The sequence below is a fragment of the Kamptonema animale CS-326 genome, from assembly GCF_028330895.1.
GTDB lineage: Bacteria > Cyanobacteriota > Cyanobacteriia > Cyanobacteriales > Microcoleaceae > Kamptonema > Kamptonema formosum.
Genome location: NZ_JAQMUA010000281.1, coordinates 72,178 through 93,042, shown reverse-complemented (window position 1 = coordinate 93,042; position 20,865 = coordinate 72,178). Strand labels below are relative to the sequence as shown.

The following is a 20,865-nucleotide window of genomic DNA, read 5'->3' as shown; positions in this document are numbered from 1 at the left end:
AGATAGGGGAGATAGGTAATTAGCGATTAGCCATTACCAATTACCAATTACCAATTACCAATTACCAATTAGCCTAGATAGATAGGCGACGTAAGGGTGGGATTTTGGGGTGTAGGATTGCTGGATTAATTCCAGCTCTATGAGCTACTAATACTCCTAATGCTTCTAAATATGAGTTTACCTGTAAAGCTTTAATTCCTAATTTGTCTGGGGTCGCTTGCATTTGGGTTTGATTTTCGGCGACCGCAATAATTTGCACTGCCGATCGCTGACTTAGACTTAGGATAGCACTGCCGCCGCAAGCTGTTGCGGGTACTACTACTGCATCTACGCTAGCGGCAGTTATTGGGGAGTGGGTAATTTTCTCCTCGGTGACAAATTGGGGGGCTTTACTTAATCCCGCCAGTACGCAAGGTAGGAAAGTATAACCGATTTCTTCGGCTGCCGATCGCGCTGAAATCTGAGAATCTAAGGGGAGTGGTAACAGGGCGGGGGCGTGGGCACAAGGTATTTTAAAGGTTTTGACGATTAAGTGGCTAATTACGGCTTCTGCCCCGGCGAGGGGGTCAACTCCTTGGCCATACCTGTACTGTTGCAATTGCGTGCTGCCTTCGTCATCGGGAAATCGGGCAATAACTGCGATCGCTTCTACTTTTGCTTGTTTAATCAGCCCTTCTGCTGCCCGCAGTAAACTGTCGGGATTGGCGATCGTACCCCAAGATGCCCCAGAATTAGAGGTGCGTAACTCTACCTCCAAAGGGATATCTGTGACCACATAATCGGTAATATTAATTCCTAATGTCGCTCTAGCAGCATCAGCGGCTTGCAAGTGACGCAGTTGCAAGTCTGCTTCCATACCTGAGTCAAGGATTAAACCAATGCGGTTCTGATGAACTGGCTGCAAACCCCAGCATCCAGAGGCAAATTTGTCAAGGGCGTAGCCTTCAACGTAGAGAGCGTTAGGTAAAGGCCAATACAACTGAGCGCCGTTGAGAACGTTGGGGTGAGTAATCAGTGTATCGCAAATTTGGGCGATCGCTCTGGCAACTGGTAGCGCATCGCCAGCATAGCCGCCAATGGACGCGCCAACCCCTGTGGGGACAATCAAAACCACTGTGAAATGACGGCGGTTCACGGGGTTACAGGTGTTTCAATCTCTACTTTTGTCGCTTCTACGAGCACGTAGCCTTCAATTGTAGCCTTTTGCCGCAGCACATCCACGTCTGTGACGGCCCAGCGTAAAGGTTCCCCTTGTTTTTGGAGTTCCGCCTCAATTGCTGCGTGCAATTCCTCCGTAGTTTCTGGGAGGTCAATTTCTAAGGTAATGAAATTGGTTGTCATGGAGGACTCCATAGTATTTGCAACCTTTAGGGGTTCAGTTGTTAATTCTAGCTTACTTTCAGGATTGACCGAATTGGCGATTGTACACAATCTCTTCCTTTTCTGTTTCAATTTTTAAGTTAGAGCGGGGATAGGCAATGCACAGCAAGACAAATCCTTCTTTCTGAAGTTCGGGACTTACCCCCATACAGTCATCTTGATCGACTTTACCTTCGATAATTTGAGCCGCACAAGTGGTGCAGACTCCTGCATTGCAAGAATTTGGTAACTCTATACCAGCTTTCTCGGCAGCGGTAAGAATTTTTTGATCTTCTGGCACTTCTATGGTATAGCTTTTGCCTTGGTGGAGGATTTCTACAGTGTAAGTGGTGGACATAATTAATGATTAGTAAGCCTGAAATTATTTTACAGCTCAATGGCATTCCTGCTTACGTCAAGCCAACAATTCCTCAATCGCGATATTAAAACCTGCTAGCACTACTCAATTAAAAATTAAAAATTAAAAATTAAAAATATCAAATTTACTCACAAGTTTTAATATTTTTATTTCTCTATTCAACCTACATTTAATTACCATAAGATTGAAAATATAGTAGTTTTCAATTGCGTAGGTGCTACTTTCAAGCGGGCAGTAGCAATTAGCAATTAGCTATTAGCAATTAGCTTGTTATAAAGCAAATGAAAACACCGTAGATTTATCAATCAATATTGATATTTTTGGGAGGAATTGGTTGGTCTTCTTTCAAAGTTTTGCGTCCCGACTCTAGATAATCCTTATATAACTCAATAAACATTTTACTGAAATCGGACAAAGAAATATTCTCTCCATTAATTTGAGCTTTAATATAAGCCTTAAGCACTTCAATGTAAGCTAAACCGAGAGCAAGTGTTAAAGTTGCTGCCGTAGCACCAGAAATAGCACCTCCGACTAAAGTGCCGGCACCTGGGATCATTTTAAGTAAATTAGCAACAATACTTCTACCAACAGCAGTCACCCCGCTTGCACCTGTAATTGTGGAAAACATAGCAGAGATAAATCCTTTATCAAAGGGCAATCCAAAGATCGCAGTAATATTAGCAATCATCGCTGTTTGGACTGTCACAAGTATCGGCGCATCAGCAAAAGGTATGGGAGTTGCCCCAATAATAGCAGAGCCAGCAACATAACCAGTTACATACTTGAAAGCCATCTCGCCTTTGAGAGCAATGCTAGCAATTTGTTCTTTAACAAATGCTTTTTTTGCTACTTCTGGTAACAACTGAAAAGTATAATGTACTAAACGATCTAAACTGTGTGCTTTAATGGTGTAGTCGTCGTCAATTTCTTCTGATTCTGCTAGCACTGGTATGATCTGGCTCACGGGCAAATTCATGTGTTCTAATTCTTTGAAAAACTCACTCGGTTTTTTACTTGTGGTTTGAGTGAGTACCAAGATTGTTGGCACATCTTTGATTTCAATATCTTTGAGCCAGTTTTCTTCCACTGGTTCTATTCTATTGGTTCCCTGATTAATGCAGTACCAAACGACGTGAATGTGTTCTATGGGGTGTAGAAGCCTTTGCTCGTCAATTAGTTTAGCAACATTAAGCTGGACAATTTTAATTTGTTCGGCGTTTAGCTCTAGTCCTGGGGTATCATAGACAGTTATGGGACAATTGGGCTTAGTATATTGGCGAATCCCTTGGGTTATAGGTCTTCCGACACCTGTTTCTGCTAAGCGATCGCGAAAAACGGCGTTGATGAGGGTGCTTTTACCTACGCCAGTTTTGCCGATGACTAAAACGTTACACTGTCCGACTTGATTTTCGGCTTCTGTGAAGGCGGCAAAACTTTTGTTCAAGAGTTCGTCGAAGGAAAAATCTTCTGACATGGCTTTGCTCCGAGAATAGCGATTGCCCAGATTAAAATATATCACAATTACGAGAGCTTTTGCTACAATGGTGCGCCAAGGTTTAATCTACTTAAGACTTAGGCATCAATACCGTAACGCCGCCCTTTGGGCGGTTCTTTTACCGCCCAGAAGGCGGCGTTACAAATACTTTTGTGTAAGTCCTACTACTATTTGAACACTAGGTTTAGCATCTACTTATTCAGTCAAAACTAAGTACTCTCAAAATCACTCCAACAGCGGTTATGAATAATCAAAAATTGATTCCTGACAATGAAACTGAACGTCTGAAAGCGCTGCATCGTTATGAAATTTTAGATACACGCCCCGAAGGTACTTTTGACCGAGTGACTGCAATTGTGGCTCGACTGCTACAAGTACCCATTGCTGTTGTTAGTTTAGTAGACAACGATCGCATTTGGTTTAAGTCACGTCATGGTTTAGATGTTCAGCAAATTGACCGTTCCCCAGGCTTGTGTGCATCGGCTATTCTTTCTCCTGATATCTACGTAGTTACAGACGCTACTAAAGATGAACGTGCAGCCACAAATTCCCTAGTAACTAGCGACTTTGGATTACGCTTTTATGTCGGAGCTCCGCTACAAACTCACGACGGCTATAGCTTGGGGACTTTATGCGCGATCGACAAACAACCACGTCCTATTTCTCCACAGGAAATGGGAATTTTGAACGATTTAGCCGGGATAGTTATGGATGAAATCGAGCTCCGTCTTGCAGCTAGAAAAGTTGATGAGTTAAATGCTGAACTAGCGGAAGCCAAAGAGAAAGCGGAAGTTGCCAACGAAGCAAAAAGTATCTTTCTCGCTAATATGAGCCACGAATTGCGATCGCCTCTCAACGCCATTTTGGGTTTTTCCCAAATTATGACTCGCAGCAAAACTTTACCATCCGAACACATAGAAAATGTCGGGATTATTAGCCGTAGCGGGGAGCATCTACTCTCCTTGATCAACAACGTTTTAGATTTATCAAAAATTGAAGCGGGACACACTACCCTCAACGAAAAAAACTTCGATCTTTATCGCCTGCTAGATGACTTAGAAGATATGTTTCATCTGAAAGCCGACGATCGACGTTTACAGTTAATTTTTGAGCGGAGTCCCGATGTTCCTCGCTACGTGCGAACTGATGAAGTCAAACTGCGCCAAATCTTAATTAACTTACTCAATAATGCCCTCAAGTTTACGCAAGTAGGAGGCGTTTCAGTTAGAGTAGTAACCGATGGTGGATCGTTAGTCACAGGTACAGCAACCAAACAAATAACCGATGAATCAGAAAAAACTATGCTGCGGTTTGAAGTGGAAGACTCTGGCCCTGGCATTGCACCCGAAGAATTAGACTCGTTATTTGAAGCTTTTGTACAAACTCAAACAGGTAAAGAAGCACAAGAAGGTACGGGTTTAGGATTACCAATTAGCCGGAAATTTGTGCAGTTAATGGGAGGAGAGATCGCGGTCAGCAGTGAAGTTGGCAGCGGCACCAATTTCAAATTTAATATTCAAGTCAACGTCGTTGATGCGAGCGAAATTGAGAGTAAACAATTAGCAAGACGAGCAATTGCTTTAGAGCCAAATCAACCCCAATATCGAATTCTAATTGTTGATGATAAACCCCTCAATCGCCAACTGCTAATTCAACTCCTGAATCCCTTTGGTTTTGCCTTAAAAGAAGCGATGGATGGCAAAGAAGCGGTAGAAATTGCCGATAGTTGGGAACCTCACTTAATCTGGATGGATATGAGGATGCCAGTGATGGATGGCTACGAGGCAACAAAACAGATCAAAGGTAGCACTAAAGGTCAAGCAACGGCAATTATTGCTCTGACTGCTAGTGTTTTAGAAGAAGAAAGGGCTGTGATTCTATCAGCAGGTTGCGATGATTTTATGAGAAAGCCATTCCGAGAGGCAGATATTTTTACTGCCATTGAGAAACACATTGGTGTGCGCTTTATTTATGAAGAAGCTACCGCTAAAAGTTTCGCTCATCAGTCTAATAGCCAAACTCAAGACGAACTCAAATCATCTATTTTGGCATTGCCTAGCGATTTATTAGCTAATTTGTTAGAAGCTGTAAAATTCTCCGACATGATGAAAGTCGATAGCTATATTGAGGAGATGCGCCCGCTAAATCCTGCGCTAGCTGAGGCGTTGGCAAGTTTAGCACATAATTTTGAGTATGACAAAATAGCCCTCTTAATTCAACGGGTGAAGCCATAACCGAATCAGCTATCGCCTCTTAGTTGTTATCGTTCCTAGTTTCTGACTGGGAACGCATACCAAAATTTTTCTATCGCCATAAACTCTACTTAAATAACATGAATGACCCTTCGATGATGCCCGAAAAAGCTGATATTTTAGTTGTTGATGATATTCCAGAAAATTTGCGTCTTTTAGCGGGAATTTTAGCGGATAGAGGATACCGAATTCGACCTGCAAGAGATGGCTTTCAAGCTTTATCTATTGCCCAAAATATCCCTATCGATCTGATTTTACTGGATATCATGATGCCAGGAATAAGTGGTTATGAAGTCTGCCAAAAACTTAAAGCCGATGAAGTCACTCGCGACATTCCAGTTATTTTTATCAGTGCGATTAATGAAGTGCTAGATAAAGTCAAAGCTTTTGCTGTAGGTGGAGTTGATTACATTACTAAACCGTTTCAAGCCGAAGAAGTATTGGCGCGCGTTGAAACCCAATGTCAAATGCGTTTTCTGCAAAAGCATCTTAAACAAAATAATGAGACTTTGCAACAGAAAAATGAGGAATTGACTACGATTTTAAAACAACTACGAGCTACCCAAGAAGAACTAATTCAATCTGAAAAAATGGCAACATTAGGACAACTTGTCGCTAGTATCGCCCATGAAGTTAATACCCCATTAGGTGCAATTCGTTCTTCAGTGGGAAATATGTCCAAATATCTGGCTGAAACCTTCGCGGAATTGCCGACGATGATTCGCACCTTTTCTCCAGCAGAACTTGAGATTTTCTTTGCCTTAGTAGAGCGCTCTATTCACAAAAATCCGACGGTTTCTCTGAAAGAATCTCGGAAGTTAAAGCGAGAATTAATTAGAAAAATGGAAGATGAACAAATTAGCAATCCTGATGTAATTGCCGATACTTTAATAGATATGGAAATCTATCAAGATATTGTACCCTTCTTTCCTTTACTCAAACGTTCAGATAGCCGGAATGTTCTAGAAATTGCCTACAACCTTTCTGGGCTGCAAAGAAGTACCCAAATCATCTATACTGCTACGGAACGTGCAACAAAAGTTGTGTTTGCCTTAAAAACTTATGCTCATTACGACGAGACGGGTAAGCGTATCAAAGCTAGTATAATTCAAGGTATTGATACTGTCTTAACACTGTATCAAAATTCTTTAAAACAAGGAGTAACTGTCATTCGTAACTATATAGATTTACCGCATTTTTACTGTTATCCCGATGAATTGAATCAAGTTTGGACAAATATTGTCCATAATGCTATCCAAGCAATGGATAATCGCGGTACACTAACAATTGATGTTACCCAAGTTGAAGAGCAAGCAAAAGTTAGTATTACGGATAGTGGTTCGGGAATTTTACCAGAAATTATTCCGCGCATCTTCGAGCCATTCTTTACCACGAAAGCACCTGGAGAAGGTAGCGGTTTAGGATTGGATATAGTTAAGAAAATTGTGGAAAAACATCAAGGAACAATTGAAGCTGAATCCGTTCCTGGAAAAACTACTTTCACCGTTTTTCTCCCCATGAATCTCCAATCATAGGTTAAAATTTCCTATGATTAAGCTCAATCAAAAATCAACCATTATCCATTCCTACCATGTCTAAACCATTCATTTTATGCGTCGATGACGAAAAAGTTGTGTTGCAAAGTCTCAAAGCACAACTCAGAAAAGCCTTTGGGGATGCTTATAGTTATGAAATTGCCGAGGATGCCAATGATGCTCTAGATTTAATTGATGAATTGAACGACGAAGATATTAGTATTCTTTTAATTATTTCTGATTGGCTAATGCCAGGAATGAAAGGGGATGAATTTCTAACTCGCGTCCATGAAAAGTTTCCCAAAATTGTAAAAATAATGCTCACAGGTCAAGCTGATGATAGTGCCATAGAACGCGCTCAGCAATCAGCCAATCTCTATCGCTGCTTATTTAAACCTTGGTCAGAATTCGAGTTGATAGAAGCCATTAAATCTGGTTTAGAGAAACCATGACTAAAAATGTAATTATCTGCGTTGATGATGAATTAACTATCCTCACAAGTCTAAAAGCAGAACTCAGAAAAGCCTTGAGCAATGACTATACCATTGAAATTGCTGAAGGGGGTGAAGATGCGTTAGAACTATTGAAGGAATTGATGGCAGAGAATCATGAAATTCCGCTGATTATTTCTGACTATGTGATGCCAGAGATGAAGGGAGATGAATTGTTAAGAAGAGTCCACGATATTTCTCCGAAAACTCTGAAAGTGATGCTTACAGGTCAAGCAACAATTGAAGCAGTAGCTAATGCAGTTAAGTATGCAAAACTCTACCGCTATCTTGCTAAACCTTGGCAGAATGAAGACCTGATATTAACTGTAAGAGAGGCTATTTATAGCTATAGTCAAGATAAAAGAATCGCTAAAAAAAATGCTCAAGTTCTAGAAATGAATCAACAGTTGAAAAAGTTGACGCTTGAACAGGCTAAATTGATTGCTGAACTACACAAGAAAGAGCGCATCTTGGAAGAACTAAATGAGTCTTTTTTACGCTTTGTTCCGCGTCAGTTTCTCCAGTTATTAGATAAATCTAGTATTCTTGATATTCAATTAGGCGATCAGATTCAGCAGGAAATTTCTGTTTTATTTTCGGATATTCGAGATTTCACCAGTTTATCTGAAAGAATGACTCCCCAGGATAATTTTAAATTTATTAATAGCTATTTATCGTGGATGGAACCGGCAATTTTGGAAAATAATGGATTTATTGATAAATATATTGGCGATGCAATTATGGCTTTATTTAATGGTAACGTAGATCATGCCGTAAATGCAGGGATTGCGATATTGCAAGCACTCGCGGAATATAATATGACTTATCACAATCCCGATCTTCCACCCATCAAGATTGGGATTGGAATTAATACAGGAATATCAATGCTAGGAATAGTGGGAGGAAAATCTCGGATGGATGGAACTGTCATCGGAGATACGGTGAATGTAGCCTCCAGAATTGAAGAATTAACGAAATACTATGGTGTACCATTACTGATTAGCGATTGCACCTATTTTGAATTACAAAAACCTGAAGCTTACTCTGTCCGCTTTATTGGTCAGGCTAAGGTCAAGGGTAAAGTGGAATTAGTGGGAGTCTATGAAGTTTTTGATGCGGACTCTCCCCCACTAAGAGATGCTAAATTTGCCACTAAAACCAAATTTGAACAAGCTCTGATTTTTTGTCACCAAAAGGAGTTTAAAGAAGCCGAAAAATTGTTGGAAGAGTGTCTACAAAAAACTGGGCCAGATACAGTGGCTCAAATCTATTTAGCTCGATGTCAACAAGCATTAGGAAAGTAAAAATTTCCAGTTATGGCTAGTTTTAAATATTTTAAATTATCCTATCTTCTACCGCAACAACTGATTAATCATCTGATTCACTTGCGACTCATAACTCCCCCCAAACAAATTAAAATGATTCAAAATGTGATAGAGATTATATAGAATCTTCCTCCTCTCATAACCTCCCTCTAACGGCAAAACATCATTATATCCACGATAAAACGCCGCCGAGAAGCCGCCAAATAACTCCGTCATCGCGATATCAACTTCTCTATCTCCCCAATAGGATGCTGGATCGAAAATCACAGGTTCTCCTGTAGGTGTTATCCCTGCATTTCCTCCCCATAAATCGCCGTGAACTAGAGAAGGTTGCGGTTTATGGCCGGCTAATAAATCGGGGATCGCTGCTAATAAACGTTCCCCAAGGGGAAAATGACCGCCTCTACGTTTAGCCAATTTTAATTGATAACCAATCCGATGTTCTGCCCAAAAATCAGCCCAATTTTCCGTCCAAGTATTAATCTGTGGCGTTGAACCAATTGTATTATTAATATCCCAACCAAAACCACCCCTTGACAAAGTAGAATTAGACGGATTATATTGGTGCATCGCCGCTAACTTGCGCCCCATCTCTTCCCAAGCTTGATTATCGCCGCGTCCTCCTAAATCTAGCCATTCTAATACAATATAAGCAGAATTGCCCTCAGTTCCACAACAAATAGGTTGAGGAACTATAATTGTCTGAGTATCCCACATTTGCTGCAATCCTAATGCTTCCGCCTCAAACATTGCTATTTGTGAAGCTTGATTTAATTTCACAAAATAACTGCGGGAACTGTCGCTGATTTGATACCCTTGATTAATACAGCCGCCACTAACTGAACGGCGGTTATCTATCTTAAACTTTTCTCCTGTTACTTCGGTAATGCGTGTAGCAATGTTATTCCACATAAGGTATTAAATTTATGGATAAGTTGCAATTAATGTTTCTCTCGCGGGGTGGGGGCGGGTTTTTTAGTCTTTGGGTATTCTTTAACAGCTATTGGCGAACCCGCCCCTACAGGTTTGTGACAATGGTATTAAGAGATCGGGTTACAAACTCTTCTTCAATTCCGTAATTAAAGCCTCTCCCATTTGCTGACAACCTACCAGTTTCATGCCTTCTGATTTAATATCGCCAGTGCGATATCCTTGTTCTAAAACTTGCACTACTGCTTTTTCAATTTTATCGGCAGCCGTAGGTTGATTTAAGGCGTAACGAAGCATCATTGCCGCACTTAAAACTTGTGCTAAAGGATTAGCTTTATCCTGTCCGGCGATATCTGGTGCAGAACCGTGAACGGGTTCAAATACGCCGGGGCCAGATGCACCTAAACTGGCAGATGGTAACATTCCAATACTACCAGTTAGCATGGCAGCAGCATCGGAGAGAATGTCTCCGAAAAGGTTGCTGGTGACGATAGTATCAAACTGTTTTGGCCATCGAATTAACTGCATGGCGGCGTTGTCAACGTAGAGGTGAGAAAGTTCGACTTCGGGATATTCTTTGGCTAGTTCAGTGATGCGATCGCGCCACAATTGCGATACATCTAAGACATTAGCTTTATCCACTGAACACAACTTTTTACCGCGTTTCATGGCAGTTTCAAATCCGACTCGCCCAATGCGATCGATTTCGGATTCTGTGTAAGCCATCGTATTCACGCCGCGTTTCTCGCCAGTTTCCGTTTCAAAAATACCCTTGGGTTTACCAAAGTAAATCCCGCCAGTGAGTTCGCGGATGACCATAATATCCACGCCTTCAACTACTTCTCGCTTCAAGCTAGAAGCATCAACTAATTGAGGTAAAATTGTGGCGGGACGCAAATTAGCAAATAACCCTAAACCTGCCCTTAATCCTAATAATCCTGTTTCTGGACGTTGGTGGCGAGGTAGATTATCCCACTTGTAACCGCCAATTGCTGCTAATAATACCGCATCGCTATTGCGGCACATTTCCAAAGTTTCATCGGGTAGCGGATTGCCCGTTGCGTCAATAGCAACACCGCCCATTAATGCTTCTTGGAATTCAAAGCTAAGGTCTAATTGTTGGCCAACAAGTTTGAGGACATCTACCGCCACTGCCATAATTTCAGGGCCAATGCCGTCGCCTGGTAAAAGAGTAATGCGGTAGTTTTGAGTCATATCAATTGGAGATTTTAGATTGAAGATTTGAGGTTGATAGAAATTTTTGTGCAAGGTGAGAAATTCTTGCCAGGTTATAATTGTATCAGCATAGGTAAACTAACAGTTTGAATTTAAGGCTAGCGATCGCCTCTCCTCTCCATCCAACGCCACCGGGTTTTGTTGGTGTAGCCACAGATTCAATCCGTCCTGTTCTCGTTTCAATTTCCGTAATACTATTGGCGATCGCTGGAGCTAAAGGCTAGGCTAGCTGCTAACTACCTTTTTCGCATTTACCACCTCAAACATCAGGCTGCATAAGTCCCACTACCTCAGACATACCTTAGCTGTAGAGTGAGCACAACTGGCAACTGTTTCTAGCGATATATAAGCTGAGAATGGTTTTGGCTACCGTCCGTTTAACTAAAATTTTTCTCCGAAAACTCAAGTTCCATCCCCGTCACCCCAGAAATATGACAAAAGAACTCGCAATCGACACTCGCGGACTTACCAAGCAATTCGATCGCCATATCGCCGTCAACGACATCGACTTGCAAATCGCGATCGGCGAAGTTTACGGACTCATCGGGCCCAATGGCGCAGGTAAAACTACCCTCCTGCGAATGTTAGCCACCGCTGAAGAACCAACGGCGGGCGAAATTTATATCAATGGCGATCGCCTCCTCTGTGACGAAAGCAACCCCATCCTCAAACAACGCCTCGGCTATTTACCCGATGACTTTCCTCTTTACGACGACCTCACAGTTTGGGATTATTTAGACTACTTTGCCAGACTTTATAACCTCCGAAACCCCCGCAAGCGAGAACGACTTTATGCAGTTCTAGAACTCGTGCAACTAGCTAATAAACGTAACAGCATAATCTCTACTCTTTCGCGAGGCATGAAACAGCGTCTCAGCTTAGCTAGAACCATCATTCACGAGCCACTTTTACTACTTCTAGATGAACCAGTTTCCGGCTTAGATCCTATCGCTAGAATGCAATTCCGCGAAATAATTAAAGCCTTACAAGAAGCTGGCATGACCATAATTATCTCCTCCCACGTCCTCAGCGACTTAGCAGAACTCTGCACCTCAGTCGGCATTATGGAACTTGGATATTTAGTCGAAAGTGCTCCTTTAGAAGAACTTTACAAACGCCTTAGCCGCCAGCAAATTTTCCTCTCTACTTTGGGTAAACTAGATGTGCTGACATCTGAACTGAAAAACCATCCTTGGGTTGAAAGTTGGGAAATAGTACCGGAAACTCAACAAGTCCGCGTACACTTTTCCGGCAATCGAGAAGATGCTGCAAACTTGTTGCGATCGCTTGTCGCTGCAAATATTCCCCTAACAGAATTCCACTGCACCCAAGAAGACCTAGAAACCATTTTCCTTAAGATGGGACACCAGCAAGCATCCTGAAGAATTAAAAATTAAGAATTAAAAATTAAAAATGAAAGTCAACATTTTTAATTTTTAATTTAATGTTTCCACTTTTACTTAATTCTGGAGAAAATGTCAATGTTATTAACCCTTGAAAGATTAGGAAACTGGAATCCTCAGCTATTTCGAGAAATCAAAGGTAGATTCAAAACCCGCAATATCGTCCTCGCAACAGGTATTTCCCTATTTGGGCAACTGCTTTTGCTGATGTATCACTTCACTCAGCTACCAGTATTAAATCCACTCGATAAATACTACCTCAATCGCTATTGCACGGGTAATAATAAGTCAAGCTACAGCGGGGCTAGCTGCTTCATACTCAATGGTAACTTTGTAATCGACTGGCAACAGTGGTGGCTGGATATATTTATCTGGCTGAGTTTCCTGGGTATGTTTGCCTTACTAACTGCCGGAACCTTCATGCTAATCGGTGACTTAGAAAGGGAAGAAAAACGGGGAACACTTAACTTTATCCGCCTTAGTCCTCAGTCTACCCAGAGCATTTTTCTTGGCAAACTCTTAGGAGTTCCCAGTTTACTTTATCTAGCAGCCGCCTTAGCCCTCCCTCTACATTTGTGGTCAGGAATAAATGCCAAAATTCCCCTTTCTTTAATCTTGACATTTGAGGGATTAGTCATTGCCGCTAGTATTTTCACTTACAGTGCCGCCTTATTATTTGGCTTAGTAAGTTCCTGGCTGGGCGGATTTCAACCTTGGTTAGGAACCGTAACAGTCCTATTTTTCTCATTCGTTTTTAGTTTCAAACCAATTACCAACGATGGATATGATTTGCTAAATTCATTTTCTCCTACCACTATCCTCCCCTATCTAATTCCTGAGACTTTTATCAAAACTCAACGAATTTTTAATACCAACGAAGCCAGCTATTACCTCTCGCACTTGAAAGATTGGCAATGGTTTTACATACCTATCGGGGAAAATGCTATTAGTACCGCCTGCTTTACCTTATTAAATTATGGTTTCTGGACAGCCTTAATTTGGCAAGCTTTAAAGCGTTATTTTCGCAATCCTAATGCCACTGCTCTTGGTAAAAAACAGAGTTATCTACTGATAGCTTACTTGACCATTTTGAATCTGGGATTAATTTTGCAATCTTCTCAGTCCATATCCCAGTTATATTTTATCGGCTTCGGGATCGTGTTAGTATTCTCTGGCTTAATCGCCGCTCTCTCTCCACATCGACAAACTTTGCAAGATTGGGCGCGATATCGTCAAGAACGGTTGAAAACAGGAGTTAAGTATTCTCTAATCCGCGATTTAATTTGGGGAGAAAAGAGTCCGGCTGTAGTTGCTATCGGTGTTAACTTATTGATTGTAGCTGCTCTATTTGTTCCTGCAACTCTAGTTTTTGCTGAACCAGGAGATCGCAATCAAATTATCTTAGGTTTGCTTTACACTCTCAGTTTTATGTTAATCTGTGCTACTATAGCCCAGCTCATGCTGTTAATGAAAACTTCTAAAAGATCTCTGTGGGCAGGAGGTACAGTCGCAGCAGGCATTATCTTGCCCTCGATGATTTTAGGAGTTCTATCCATTAATCCGGGAGAAAATGGAGGTGGTTTGTGGCTGCTAACACCGTTTGCCTTAGATGCCATCAAACACGCATCCATAAATGCGATCGTTAGCACACTCCTAGCGCAATTTGCTTTCTTTGGTTTCCTCAACTTCCAACTGACTCGGCAACTGAAAAAAGCCGGGGAGTCGGCTTCTAAAGCACTACTGAAAAGTTAAGAAATTAACAATTAAAAATGAAGAATCATCTTCATTTTTAATTGTTAATTTAAGGGCGCACTTTTACTTGATTATGGAGAGAATGTCAATGTTATTAACCCTTGAAACAATCGGAAACTGGAATCCTCAGCTATTTCGAGAGATCAAAGGCAGATTTAATTTTCGTAATGTGACGATTGCAGCTTCTATCTCTATACTAGGTCAGTCTCTCCTAGTAGCCATAATTTCAGCCCCATCTTATACTGACTCTTGGGAAATTAACTCCCAGGAATGGTTCAATATATTCCAAAGTCTCAACTGGATTTTGCCAATCATCTTAATCTTAGGTGGTGCCTATATGCTCATCGGCGATATGGCGAAAGAAGAACGCCGAAGCACTCTCAATTTTATTCGATTGACTCCGCAACCAAGTCAGAGCGTTCTAATTGGTAAAATTTTAGGAGTTCCAGTCTTGCTCTATTTCGCAATTGCCTTAGCATTACCTCTACATTTGTGGACTGCAACTAGCGCAGGTGTGGCTTTTGGCTTTGTGTTGACAATTTATTTAATGGTAGGTGCTATTTGCAGTTTCTTCTACAGCGGGGTACTTTTATCCACGCTGCTAGGAGCATCACAACCTTGGGCAGGAGCCATTTTATCCCTACTATTGGCATATCCACTCTTACTACTACTTAACTTCTTCATTGCTGTAGTAACAGAAAATAGAGATGTGCTAGGGGATATCAATTTACCATTGAACTGGTATTATTTGCCAGTCGGTTCTAATTTAGGAATTGCTTGTTTATTTTACCTACTAAGTATCTGTTTGGGAACCTGCTGGATTTGGCAATTATTAAACCGCCGCTTCCGAAATCCTAATGCTACAACCATTAGTAAGTCGCAAAGTTATCTATTAGTAACTTGTGTCAATCTTTGGATATTAGGGTTTGGTGTAATGCAAACAGACTCCTCCATAATTGAAGGTATAAAGTATATCTTTTTGTTCTCTTTGTTCTTTTTGCTCCCTTGTTACTTTCTAATTTTAATTGCTGCTTTGTTACCTCATCGCCAAGCTTTACAGGATTGGGCGCGGTATTATGGAGAAAGGAAGAATGAGAAAAAAGGAAGAAAAACGATTTTTTCAGCTTTCCCAGTTGCATTACAGGATTTAATCTTAGGTGAAAAAAGTCCTGCCCTGGTCGCGATCGCAATTAATCTCGCTATTACTGCTGCGATTTGGATACCTTGGATGTTGCTGTTACCTGAACAAAATAATTCGCTTTTTAACACCTGGGAACAATATTCAAAAAATCAAGTTATCCTAACTCTTTTCTTGACTGCTAATTTGATTTTAATCTGTGCTGCGATCGCGCAACTCACGTTGTTAATGAAAACTCGCAAACCAGAAATCTGGGCTGCTACCGCAGTTAGTGCAGTGATTATCTTACCACTGGTAACTATGGCAGCGTTAGGTTTTACGTTTGAGAAGAATCCTGATTGGTTCCTGATTTCACCATTTGCCGCGATCGCGATTCAAAAGGCCTCAACAACCGCCATTTTTCTGACAATTCTCGGTCAGTGGAGCGTTTTAGCGCTTTTGAGCCTGCAATTAACGCGACAGTTACGAAAAATTGGTGAGTCTAATTCTAAATCACTGCTAGCAGTTCGTCCTTCTTTACCTGGGCGGAGTAATTAATTAAACGTAGGGTGGGCGCTCGCCGACAACTATCGATCGCTATGAGTTATAAGCTTGAAGCGGCGAGCGCCCACCTTACAAGTTATTCACAACTAACAACTAACAACTAACAATTAACCACTCTTCTTAAGAGCTTTTTTCACCAATTCTGGAATCTGAGAAATTCGCTCAGCAACAGGTATTTTTGCCTCTTGAAAAGCCGCAATTTTACTTTCTGCCGTGCCTGCATCTGTTGTCTGCACCGCAGCACGAGAACTAATTAAAGTACCCGCATGACCCAAAGGTTGACCCTTTGGCGCATAGCGACCAGCAATGTAAGCAATAACAGGCTTATCGATCGCCTCAGCAATGTAAGAAGCCGCCGCGTCTTCGCTGCCACTACCAACTTCCCCAACCAAAACGATCGCATCGGTACTGTCATCCTCATCTAAAATTTGCAGCCATTGCATAAAAGAGGAACCAACAATCACATCGCTACCAATACTCACCCCAATCGACTGTCCTAACTTCGCATTAGTAAGCTGTAGGGCAATTTCATAAGTTAGCGTGTTGCTACGGCTAATTAGTCCCACTGGGCCTGGAGTGTAAAATTCCTTCGGATGCGTACCCAGTAACAACTTATCTGGCACAATGATCCCCGGACAATTTGGGCCGACAACCAGAGTTTCCGTTGCCTCTGCTTTTCTAACTAAACGCACCATATCTAGGGGAGGTACGCCTTCTGTGACAATTACGATCTGTTGGATGCCAGCCGCGATCGCTTCCAAAGCCGCATCTAGCACCGAATAGGGGTGCACAAAAATTACCGAAGTGTCAATCTTGCCAAAAGCAGACAGCGCTTGTTCCACAAGGTCAAAAACTGGAATTCCGTGCAACTCTTGTCCCCCCTGACCCGGACTCACCCCCGCAACTACATTCGTCCCGTAGGCTTTCATCATCAAGGCAGCTTGAGTTGAGGCGGGAGATTCTGTAATGCCTTGCACTAAGACTTTGGTCTGTGGAGTTAAATTCATGCGAATGCCAGTTGACAGTTATAGCTAAGGACTAGGGGCTAGGGGTTAGGGGAAAAAAGGGACTAGGGACTAGGGTTTAGGGGAAGAAGGGAATTCTAGAATCTAATGGTTTCAGGAATTCAGAACTTCCTAACCGACGAAAGCGGTTGCTATAACAGTTGACAGTTGACAGTTGACAGTTAACAGTTGACAGTTGACAGTTAACAGTTGACAGTTGACAGTTAACAGTTGACAGTTAACAGTTAACTGTTAACAGTGACTACTTAGCCAAGGATACAGCTTGTGCTACCGCCTCATCCAACTTTTCTGCCAGTTGTAGTGAAAGTCCCGCTAAACGCTCTTTAGTTGTGTCCAGTTGATTGCCCACTAAGCGCAGTACAATCTGGGGATTACGGTTAGCGCGGGCTTTTCGTTCTAGATAGGCCGCGATCGCCAACGTCATTTCCTCACCAGCAGCTACACTGCCCAAAATATTGACAAGTACCACCTTAACGCTTTTATCCTGACTCACCAACTCCAAACCCCTTTCCAACCGCTCCCGCAGCGTATCTGTCAATTCATAGCGCTCAAAGGAACCTAAATTCAAGAAATTAGCTGGCTTTCCCTTAGCATGAATTACAGCATCCAGCGTAGCCATTGTCAGACCAATTCCATTGCACAAAATCCCAATATTCCCCTCAAGTTCCACCAAATTTAGTTGAGAATGGGAAATCGGCTGCTGCGGATTGGAGTTAGCCTCAAGAGGCGATCGCCCCACATTCGAGTCATACCTTCGTAACCCAGAGACTGAGGAGTGGGAAACTTCCCCCGATGCTCTCGCCCCCCCACTCCCCCGCTCAATATTTCCCCTACTCCCAAACTGTTTCTTACCCACCAATCCCGCCAAGTCTAGATGCCGTCCCAGAGCCTCATCATTAGCAGTCACTTTACCATCTAGAGCCATCACTTCACCCGATCTGCTGATCCCCAGAGGATTAATTTCCACCAAATCTAAATCTTTCTCAACAAACAACTGGTACATCTTCTCCACGATCGCACTCACCGACTGAATCAGCGCTCCCTGCAATCCCATTTTTAGCGTCAAGCGTCTGGCATAGAAAGGCGAAAAATCTTGGTCTACAATCACCTGCTGCATTTGAGCGATCGCCGCCTCTACATTAATCCCCCCTTGCTTAGAACCCAGAAGTACCGGCCGACGAGCAACAGGATCTAGCAGCACAGCCAGGTATAATTCTTGGTCAGCATCATACTTTGCCTCAGCCAGTAGCACTTCTGGGTACTCATCCATAATCGGCAAATTAAAAATTGTCTGAGCCGCCGCCACTGCATCAATCGTATTTTCCACAAACTTGATGCCCCCCGCCCGGCCTCTACCACCCGCTCGCACCTGAGACTTCAGTACAACAGGATAGGGAATTTTTAGCCCCTTTAAGTCTGTTGGGTAATCAATCCGCTGCGATGGCAACACAGGAATCACCATCTCCCGAAATAACGCTTTAGCTTGATATTCTAATAAATCCATTACTGGTAATTGGTAATTGGTAATTGGTAATTGGTAATTGGTAATTGGTAATTGGTAATTGGTAATTGGTAATTGGTAATTGGTAATTGGTAATATCAGTTACAGAATGTGTTACCTACTTGGGAAAAAGTAATTGTAATTCGCAATTATTTCGAGTCAAAACTTACGCCAAAAGAAACAATTTGTCAGTGTGAACTAAGTGTAACACCTTTGCTAATTATAGTTCAACAAGCTCAAATTAATCGCAACCATTAATTTTTCACTTCCTCCGTAAGTCCTGCATGAGTTTTGAATTAATTACTAATAACTCATCAATTACCCATTACCCATTACCCATTACCCATTACCCATTACCCATATCAGTACCTTGATGAATAGTTTTCACCCATTTTAGCTGCTTCGGTCGTACCGAAATCCGTGCGGTCACGCTGCCGACAACTACCAACCAATGCAACATATACAGCGTACCGCGTAGGGTTTGCAGTAAAGTAAGAAAAACATTAGAAACAGCAAATTTCGTCTGCCTGCGAGTACGGCGCAGCCCTATAAACATTCCTACCAAAGATAGAGTAACCGTCATCACAGTTAGAGGGCTAGTTATCGGCAAGCGGCGCAGAACAATCGACATCAAAGTATCAGGCAACGCCACAGTAGGTAAAAGATATTGCGTTACCCAAAACCCAAATAAATCCCAAGTTTTCCCAGTTCCCATCCGGTTGCGAACAATCAACCGCCAGTAATCCAAATAACGTTGATAGCCACCTTCTGCCCAGCGGTTCCGCTGATGCCACAAAGCCAAAGCATTAGTAACACCTTCTTCTAACACCGCCGGAAAAGCTAAAAATTCAATATCCCACTTGTCTAAATGTAGTCGAATTGTTAAATCCAAATCATCAGTAATAGTCTCCTCATTCCAGCCCCCGCAGCCCTCCAGAGCACTGCGTCGGACAAATTGACCATTACCCCGCAATTCTCCAATCCCACCTATAGCAGTCCGCTGCTGCTGGAAAAAACTATCGAGAGCCATCTCCGACTCTTGGCCGCGAGTCCAAAAATTCAGGGGAGCATTAGCGATCGCTTTTCGCACCTGCACCGCCCCCACCTGCGATCGCTCAAACATGGGCAGCACCCGCCTCAGCATATCCGAAGCCACGATCGCATCAGCATCAAACACCGCCAAAATTTCACCTTTAGTCATCGGTAACACCTGATTGAGCGCTCCCGACTTACCCCCACTAGCATCTGCCCCTCGGCGAAAGACACGCAACTGAGCGTACTCTTTAGCCAATTGTTCCAACACCTGTGGAGTTTTGTCCGTGCTGCGATCGTCAATCACCCACAGTTCGTATCGGCTAGTTGGATAATCTATATTGCAGAGCGTCTTGACCAAATCGCTAATAACTGCCTCTTCATTTTTAGCAGCTACCAGCAGCGAGACATAAGGCCAATTCTCCCGATCTTCCTCACTCTCGGCACTCAAAGGCTCAGGTACAGATTGGGGCTTAGCAAACAAAACCCTACAGGCGTGAATCCATAACAAGCCTGTCAAACCCCAAACTAACCACGAGCCCCAAGAGACTAAGTGGAGAGTAATCGTACCACCCCAGATTATGGTCAAAGCTACAGCCGCTTTCCCCCTACGTCCCCGGTATAAGTTTTGAGGGAAAGAAGGCGAAAAGGGGACATCGGAAGAGGAAGAGAGGGGGAGGGCGGGAGAGGGGAAGATTCCCTGGCTCCGCCAATCCTCTGCCATACCCTGTTTCTCCTGAGCTAACTCAGGGATATCTAAGCTAAGTTCGCTTATGGAATCGCTGTCTGGCCAAGAACTCTCCTGCATAGGTAACAAGATTTAACCACCAATAGGTTCAGATTTTAGGGACAAGTATTCACTTTACCAGTTTGTAGGCTTTTAGCTCTACTGGTTGTTGGCAAGTTTAGCCTGCGAATCCCTAGTATAGTTGGGTTGTGGAGTTTTCCGTCCAAATTGAGATTAATTCTCAGGAGATCCTGATTATGTCTATTCCTCAACTGAAGCCAGCCGATGAGAAAGAAGCCAAAGTCTACGCGCCCTTCTGCCAGGAAACGAGGCGAAGATTTCTACCTTTAGCTATTAGCCTCTACAAGCTCAAAAGTTTAGAAGGAGCGCGGAAAATTGATGGGGGCGAGGATATTCCCTTTGTTGCTAGTTGGAATGTCTCCTCACTACCAATTGACTTAACTCGCTGCCGCGTACTGTTTGATGGCAATGCCGAGCTTAGTTATGAAGTCACTCTGCAAAGTTCGGAGTTTGTCAATTTCTTAATTGATGTACTGCTGACTTTTCAGCGCACTCGTACAGTGGATTTTTCTAAAGGATTTTACCGCAAGCTGATGCGCCTTGATGATTAAGTTGGAGTAGGAGATCGGGGAGGATGGGGGAGATCGGGGAGATTGCTATGTTGGGATCTCAAAACTTACGCAAAAGTAACGTAGTTTTTGTAATTACAAACGGAGTGAAG

18 protein-coding genes are annotated in these 20,865 nt (G+C 42.6%); 9 read left to right on the top strand and 9 right to left on the bottom strand.

The window, feature by feature from the left end; all coding sequences use genetic code 11:
- Positions 1 to 73: 73 nt before the first annotated feature.
- The 4 genes from PN499_RS16690 to PN499_RS16675 form a co-directional block, all read right to left on the bottom strand.
- Positions 74 to 1,135 (bottom strand): DUF3326 domain-containing protein, encoded by a 1,062-nt coding sequence (locus tag PN499_RS16690; RefSeq protein ID WP_272033222.1) that lies wholly within the window; start codon positions 1,133 to 1,135, stop codon positions 74 to 76.
- Complete coding sequence (locus tag PN499_RS16685; RefSeq protein WP_272033221.1) at positions 1,132 to 1,341, bottom strand: hypothetical protein; 210 nt, start codon at positions 1,339 to 1,341, stop codon at positions 1,132 to 1,134. Before PN499_RS16685 ends, PN499_RS16690 begins: the two co-directional genes overlap by 4 nt.
- Before the next feature lie 58 nt (positions 1,342 to 1,399).
- On the bottom strand, positions 1,400 to 1,717 hold the full coding sequence (locus PN499_RS16680; protein WP_272033220.1) for a 2Fe-2S iron-sulfur cluster-binding protein: 318 nt from the start codon (positions 1,715 to 1,717) through the stop codon (positions 1,400 to 1,402).
- Between the two features lie 322 nt (positions 1,718 to 2,039).
- Complete coding sequence (locus PN499_RS16675; protein WP_272033219.1) at positions 2,040 to 3,212, bottom strand: YcjF family protein; 1,173 nt, start codon at positions 3,210 to 3,212, stop codon at positions 2,040 to 2,042.
- Between the two features lie 263 nt (positions 3,213 to 3,475).
- On the opposite strand from PN499_RS16675, the gene PN499_RS16670 reads away from it, so the two are divergent.
- From PN499_RS16670 to PN499_RS16655, 4 genes are all read left to right on the top strand, one after another.
- The gene (locus PN499_RS16670; RefSeq protein WP_272033218.1) at positions 3,476 to 5,467 is read left to right on the top strand and encodes an ATP-binding protein; all 1,992 of its coding nucleotides are present in this window, start codon (positions 3,476 to 3,478) and stop codon (positions 5,465 to 5,467) included.
- A 98-nt stretch (positions 5,468 to 5,565) separates the two neighbouring features.
- Positions 5,566 to 7,020 carry a sensor histidine kinase gene (locus PN499_RS16665; RefSeq protein WP_272033217.1) on the top strand — a complete coding sequence of 485 codons (1,455 nt, stop codon included), beginning with the start codon at positions 5,566 to 5,568 and terminating at the stop codon, positions 7,018 to 7,020.
- Between the two features lie 56 nt (positions 7,021 to 7,076).
- Positions 7,077 to 7,472: a response regulator gene (locus tag PN499_RS16660; RefSeq protein ID WP_272033216.1), complete on the top strand. Its 396-nt coding sequence runs from the start codon at positions 7,077 to 7,079 to the stop codon at positions 7,470 to 7,472.
- Complete coding sequence (locus PN499_RS16655) at positions 7,469 to 8,815, top strand: adenylate/guanylate cyclase domain-containing protein (RefSeq protein WP_272033215.1); 1,347 nt, start codon at positions 7,469 to 7,471, stop codon at positions 8,813 to 8,815. Before PN499_RS16660 ends, PN499_RS16655 begins: the two co-directional genes overlap by 4 nt.
- A gap of 48 nt (positions 8,816 to 8,863) precedes the next feature.
- Here PN499_RS16655 and PN499_RS16650 read toward each other — a convergent pair whose 3' ends face one another.
- Both PN499_RS16650 and leuB read right to left on the bottom strand, forming a co-directional pair.
- Positions 8,864 to 9,748, bottom strand: a complete 885-nt coding sequence (locus tag PN499_RS16650; RefSeq protein WP_272033214.1) for a fructosamine kinase family protein — start codon at positions 9,746 to 9,748, stop codon at positions 8,864 to 8,866.
- 141 nt (positions 9,749 to 9,889) lie between these two features.
- Positions 9,890 to 10,981, bottom strand: coding sequence for a 3-isopropylmalate dehydrogenase (leuB, locus tag PN499_RS16645; RefSeq protein WP_272033213.1), 1,092 nt, complete (start codon positions 10,979 to 10,981; stop codon positions 9,890 to 9,892).
- A gap of 107 nt (positions 10,982 to 11,088) precedes the next feature.
- Between leuB and PN499_RS16640 the strand changes: the two genes are divergently transcribed.
- The 4 genes from PN499_RS16640 to PN499_RS16625 all read left to right on the top strand — a co-directional run bounded on the left by PN499_RS16640 (position 11,089) and on the right by PN499_RS16625 (position 15,832).
- Entirely contained in the window at positions 11,089 to 11,226 is a 138-nt protein-coding gene (locus tag PN499_RS16640) for a hypothetical protein (RefSeq protein ID WP_272033212.1), read from the top strand.
- 207 nt (positions 11,227 to 11,433) lie between these two features.
- The gene (locus PN499_RS16635; RefSeq protein WP_272033211.1) at positions 11,434 to 12,384 is read left to right on the top strand and encodes an ABC transporter ATP-binding protein; all 951 of its coding nucleotides are present in this window, start codon (positions 11,434 to 11,436) and stop codon (positions 12,382 to 12,384) included.
- A 99-nt stretch (positions 12,385 to 12,483) separates the two neighbouring features.
- Entirely contained in the window at positions 12,484 to 14,157 is a 1,674-nt protein-coding gene (locus PN499_RS16630; RefSeq protein WP_272033210.1) for a hypothetical protein, read from the top strand.
- Positions 14,158 to 14,245: 88 nt separating this feature from the next.
- Positions 14,246 to 15,832, top strand: a complete 1,587-nt coding sequence (locus tag PN499_RS16625) for a hypothetical protein (protein ID WP_272033209.1) — start codon at positions 14,246 to 14,248, stop codon at positions 15,830 to 15,832.
- Positions 15,833 to 15,945: 113 nt separating this feature from the next.
- Here the strand turns inward: PN499_RS16625 and PN499_RS16620 are convergent, their stop codons facing one another.
- The 3 genes from PN499_RS16620 to PN499_RS16610 form a co-directional block, all read right to left on the bottom strand.
- Complete coding sequence (locus PN499_RS16620; RefSeq protein ID WP_272033208.1) at positions 15,946 to 16,845, bottom strand: succinate--CoA ligase subunit alpha; 900 nt, start codon at positions 16,843 to 16,845, stop codon at positions 15,946 to 15,948.
- A gap of 259 nt (positions 16,846 to 17,104) precedes the next feature.
- Positions 17,105 to 18,367 carry an ATP-grasp domain-containing protein gene (locus PN499_RS16615; RefSeq protein ID WP_272033206.1) on the bottom strand — a complete coding sequence of 421 codons (1,263 nt, stop codon included), beginning with the start codon at positions 18,365 to 18,367 and terminating at the stop codon, positions 17,105 to 17,107.
- Positions 18,368 to 18,710: 343 nt separating this feature from the next.
- Positions 18,711 to 20,204, bottom strand: coding sequence for a glycosyltransferase family 2 protein (locus PN499_RS16610; RefSeq protein ID WP_272033204.1), 1,494 nt, complete (start codon positions 20,202 to 20,204; stop codon positions 18,711 to 18,713).
- A 176-nt stretch (positions 20,205 to 20,380) separates the two neighbouring features.
- Between PN499_RS16610 and ebsA the strand changes: the two genes are divergently transcribed.
- Positions 20,381 to 20,755: a type IV pilus biogenesis protein EbsA gene (gene ebsA / locus PN499_RS16605; protein WP_007357646.1), complete on the top strand. Its 375-nt coding sequence runs from the start codon at positions 20,381 to 20,383 to the stop codon at positions 20,753 to 20,755.
- The last annotated feature ends 110 nt before the right edge of the window (positions 20,756 to 20,865 follow it).